Annotated in this window: 4 protein-coding genes; all 4 read left to right on the top strand. The window is 48.0% G+C overall.

The window, feature by feature from the left end; translation table 11 throughout:
- Positions 1-2,120: alpha-mannosidase (locus AMS66_RS04675; protein WP_236703185.1), on the top strand; the 2,120-nt coding region annotated here is incomplete at its 5' end.
- A 48-nt stretch (positions 2,121-2,168) separates the two neighbouring features.
- Positions 2,169-3,086 carry an ABC transporter permease gene (locus tag AMS66_RS04670; RefSeq protein WP_053779685.1) on the top strand — a complete coding sequence of 306 codons (918 nt, stop codon included), beginning with the start codon at positions 2,169-2,171 and terminating at the stop codon, positions 3,084-3,086.
- A 12-nt stretch (positions 3,087-3,098) separates the two neighbouring features.
- Positions 3,099-3,995: a carbohydrate ABC transporter permease gene (locus AMS66_RS04665; protein ID WP_053779684.1), complete on the top strand. Its 897-nt coding sequence runs from the start codon at positions 3,099-3,101 to the stop codon at positions 3,993-3,995.
- A gap of 80 nt (positions 3,996-4,075) precedes the next feature.
- Positions 4,076-5,153 (top strand): extracellular solute-binding protein (locus tag AMS66_RS33465; RefSeq protein WP_330219286.1); only part of this gene is annotated, 1,078 nt, incomplete at its 3' end.

Genomic DNA, 5,153 nt, shown 5'->3' with positions numbered 1-5,153 from the left:
GGGTAGAGTCGGATACCAATGTGCCTGGTGGTGAATCTCTTGTACGCCAGATCCTGTATGGCAAACGGTATTTTCAACAGGAATTTGGAATGGAAATGAAGTCACTGTGGATGCCAGACGTATTTGGTTACTCCGCAAGCTTGCCGCAGTTATTGAAAAAATCCGGTGTGGATTACATGATGACACAGAAGCTCTCCTGGAGTGAGTACAACCGCCATCCTCACCATTCCTTTCTGTGGGAAGGGATCGATGGTTCCTCAGTATTAACACATATGCCGCCTGAGGATACGTACAACAGTCCGGCGGCTCCACGTTCCATTGCCAAAGCAGAGCGGGAGTACTTAGATAAAAATGTATCCAACCACGCACTGATGCTCTTCGGCATTGGAGACGGCGGCGGTGGGCCGGGAGAAGAACATTTGGAACGGCTGGAGCGAGAGAAGAACCTGCTCGGTCTGGCGCCTGTTGTACAGGAACCTTCATGGAGATTCTTTGAACGATTGAATGAAGAAAGAGAACGATTCCAGACCTGGCGTGGTGAGCTATATCTGGAAAAGCACCAAGGAACCCTGACCAGTCAGGCACGAAGCAAGCGCTACAACCGCAAGATGGAGAAAGCTTTACGTGAACTGGAGTTTGCCGCTGTGCTGGCTAACCGGATTGGCAAGTCTTATCCGGCCGAGACACTGGAGACGATCTGGAAGGAAGTCCTTCTATACCAGTTCCACGACATACTTCCAGGATCTTCAATTAAGCGGGTGTACGATGAGTCGTTAATACGGTATGAAGAATTGCTCCAGCAGACGGAAGCCATGATCACCGAAACCTACGACTATTTAGCAGACCATATCTCATCGAGTGAGGCAGAATTCTCTGGAGTCGTGGTGTTCAATTCACTGCCTTGGGAACGCGAGGAATGGCTCCACATGGATGGACGATGGTGTAAAGTGCAGGTTCCATCGATGGGATACACTGTGGTATCCGATTATGGCAACCAGGGTGTCGAGCGGGAAGTAGCGTCCAGCATTGAAATCGATTCGGAAACGTTGGATTCGGGCTTCCATGTTACAGCCGAAGAACGGAGCCTAGAGAATGACATCCTCATCGTGAAATTTGACCAGAATGGGGGCATCACCTCGATCCTGGATAAGCTGGAGGCTCGTGAAGTCATCCTGCAAGGGCAGCGGGGGAACGATCTTCGCGTGTATCATGACGAAGGTGATGCCTGGGATTTCCGTCATGATTATTCAGCGCAGGCGGGGATGCCATTAATTCTGAATGATATCCGGGAGCTTCGGGATGGTCCGAGAGTTGGGCTGGTTTTTGATTACAGCTACGGAGAGTCTACTCTAACCCAAACCGTCACTCTAACCGAGGGGAGTCGACGTATCGATTTCGAGACCGGCGCGGATTGGAGAGAAAACGGTAAAATGTTACGTACTTCTTTCCCAGTTAACATCCGTACCGATCAGGTTCACTGTGAAATCCAGTTCGGCAGCTTGAGCAGACCGACTCACCGCAATACGATGTGGGATTTTGCGAAGGATGAGATTTGCGCTCATCAATGGGTGGATTTATCGGAGCCGGATTACGGAGTCGCCCTGCTCAATGATTGCAAATACGGGCATCGAGCCATCAACAATGTGCTTGACCTTCATTTGCTGCGCAGCAGTTCCTATCCAGATCCGGTGGCGGATCGTGCAGAGCATCAATTCACCTACTCGTTATATCCGCATCAAGGAAATCACGTGCAGGCTGAAATCTATCGAAAAGGAAATGAGCTGAATATTCCGCTTCGCCTGAGCTCCTTATCTGTATCCTCAGCGGATGTATCAGAGGGAAAACTGCCTTATATGAAAGCATTCTTGCAGCCGGATCATCCGCACATCATGGTGGAGTCGGTAAAAAAAGCCGAGGATAGTAACGACATCATCGTCCGTCTGTATGAAACCTCGGGAACCCAGGTCAAAACGAAATTGTCTATCGGATGGAATGCAGCTGAAGTCTGGGAGGTTGATCTCATGGAGAATAACATTTCAAAGCTGGATCTTCAGAATCAATCTGACGTAGTCTTGTCCTTTACACCATTCGAAATCATCTCGTTGCGATTGAAAGGTTAGCAAGAATAACGGGTTCAACCTTCCACAAGGGAAAGGAGCGTTGGGAATGTGAATAAGTCTAACAATCTGTTAATGAAGCGAATCTGGAAGCATAAGATCTTTTACTTGTTCATGCTGCCTGGTATCATCTGGTTTTTCTTGTTCTCCTATGTGCCCTTATATGGAATTCAAGTTGCCTTCAGGGATTACACCTTCGTTGGCGGTTTCAGTGGAAGTCCATGGGCGGGCTTCAAGTACTTTGAACAATTCTTTAACTATTATCAATCCGGTGATATCATCCGCAACACGGTGATCATCAGTCTCATGAAACTACTTATCGGCTTTCCGATGCCGATCATTCTTGCCATTCTTTTAAACGAGATACGGATGATCAGGTTCAAGAAAACTGTTCAGACTCTTTCTTATTTACCTTATTTTGTATCCTGGATCGTGGTTGTCACCCTGATGCAGAGATTGCTTACTCCATATGGCGGGCCAGTCAATGATTTGCTGGGATCATTTGGAACCGATCCGATCCAATTCCTGTACAATCCCACCTGGTTCTATCAGATGATTCTCGGATCGGACATCTGGAAAAACATCGGTTGGAATTCGATCATCTTTATGGCCGCCATTGCAGGAATTGATCAGCAGCAATATGAAGCTGCCAAGATCGATGGCGCAGGACGCTTTCAACAGATGTGGCACGTGACACTTCCAGGTATCCGTAATGTGGCCATTATATTATTTATTCTCGCCGTGGGTAATTTGATGAGCGCCGGTTATGAGCAGCTTCTTCTCCTGAACGGACCTGGGACTGCCAGCATGGGCAGCGTACTGGATGTGCATGCCATTAACTCTGGTATCCGGGAAGGGCGCCTGAGTTACGCCGCAGCTGTTGGATTATTCCAAAGCGTTATTGGTCTTATCCTGGTTCTGACGGTCAATCGGATTGCCCGCAAAGTCAGTGATGTATCCCTGTTCTAAGGAGGTGACGTTATGACACGTAAATGGTCTTTATTCTCAGTAGTCAACTATACCTTGCTTGCTCTGGTTGGTTTCTCCATGATCTACCCGTTTATTTACATTTTGGCTTATTCATTGAATGACGGTAAGGATTCGATGCAGGGCGCGATCTATTTTCTTCCTCGAAAATTTACGCTTGAGAACTATGCTCAAGTATTCGATAACGCCCGCATCTGGAAGGCGTACCAAATTACAATCATGCGCACCGTGCTGGGTACGTTCCTCCATGTTGTCCTGTGTACGCTCATGGCCTATGCGCTTTCCAAAAAAACATTGCCCGGCCGATCGTTCTTCACCTTTTACATCTTCTTGCCTACGATTTTCAGTGCCGGGTTCATCCCGTTCTTCATTACGCTTCAGAAACTGCATTTGATCAATAGCTTCTGGGTATACGTCTTGCCGCTGTTATTTAATTTCATGCATATCATCATTATCCGAACCTTTCTGCAAGGCATTCCGGAAGAGCTGGAGGAATCTGCTCACATTGACGGGTATGGGGATTTCCAAATATTTGTTCGGATCATCCTGCCTCTTTCGGGACCGGTACTGGCAACCATCTCCCTCTTTATTGGGGTAGCCCATTGGAATGATTGGTTCTCAGGGGCTTACTATGTATCCAACAAAGATCTGATCCCGGTGCAAACCCTCTTGCAGGAGATGCTGACGGAAGCAGAGTCGTTATCCAATTCGATGCAACGCGCAGCACAACAGGGCGGGCAGACGGTTGGTGGTGCAGGAGGTGCAGGTGCGACACCTGAATCCCTTCGTATGGCTTTGCTTGTCATCACGGTTTTCCCGATCTTGTGCATCTATCCGTTCATGCAACGGTATTTCGTAAAGGGAGTGATGATCGGTTCGGTGAAAGGTTAGGTTATCCTGACCCGGAATTTGCTTGGCTTTACCAAGCTTGACCAAGATCATTCATATTCATATTTCAGGAGGCGATTGGTTTGAACAAGATTTGGTCAAAAGGCGTATCCGTATTACTCGTGTCCATCTTGGTTGGAGGATTGTTGAGCGGCTGTACGGATTCATCAGGGAACGGTGATGGTGGAGAAGCAGCCGATGGTTCATACAAACTCAAAATACTACACAATTGGAACGGATCAGGGGGATCGGATAATGGCATGACGCCTGTGGAAGAAGTCATCAAGGAGAAGACTGGCGTTACCCTCCAGTGGGAATATACAAAAGGCAGTGAGACTGAGAAAGTAAACCAGATTTTTGCCACGCAGGATTTGCCGGATATCTATACTGGACCTGCATGGGGAGGCGAGTTGGACGGCATTATCAAGGCTGCCAAAGAAGGACAGTTGTTGGATATTTCCGACAAATTGGGGGATTATCCAAACCTTGCGAAATCCATTGCCGAAGAAAATGTACCCCCAGCTCTATACGAGAAAGCAATTGATGCATATGACGGCAAAAAATATCTACTCCTGCAAAATCAGCCTGCCAAGAACGAAGACGGCATGGACTGGCTTTACGGCTTCTATGTCCGTAAAGACATCGCTGAGAAGGTCGGTGTGGACCCTCAGTCTGTCGTGACGAAGGAGGATTTCTATAACTTCCTCAAAACAATCAAAGATGCCAATCTGCAGGAGAACGGTCAGCCGGTCTTCCCGCTGGGTGGCTTCAGTAACGGCTGGTCCGTGGGCATTGGGAATACCATGTTCTATTCGGGTGCTGGATATGTCAACAAAGGAGACGGAACGGTAGAGCATCACTTTTTCACCAAAGGCTATGAAGAGTACACACTATTCTATCGGAAGCTAGTTGAAGAAGGACTGATGGACCCTGAAGCATTTACCCAGACAGACCCAATCGCTAAAGAGAAAATCAATCAGGGCCGTATCGCTATCCTTGCTGCACATTATCCGGCCATTCTGGATGCTTCCAAAGAATATGTCACTTCGCATCCCGGAAGCGATTATATTCCTATTGGCCCATTGGAGTGGGCAGATGTTGACCCGAACCGCCCCGCGGATCTAGGCATTCAAGGCAACAACGTAACAGCCATCACCAAAG

This window comes from Paenibacillus xylanivorans, from assembly GCF_001280595.1.
Lineage (GTDB): Bacteria > Bacillota > Bacilli > Paenibacillales > Paenibacillaceae > Paenibacillus > Paenibacillus xylanivorans.
Note: the sequence above shows the minus strand (reverse complement) of the source record. Positions and strands in the feature narration are given on the sequence as shown.

Bases quoted from the DNA above. Each gene is read 5' to 3' on its own strand.
- AMS66_RS04665 (WP_053779684.1), top strand. From the start codon at position 3,099: ATGACACGTAAATGGTCTTTATTCTCAGTAGTCAACTATACCTTGCTT.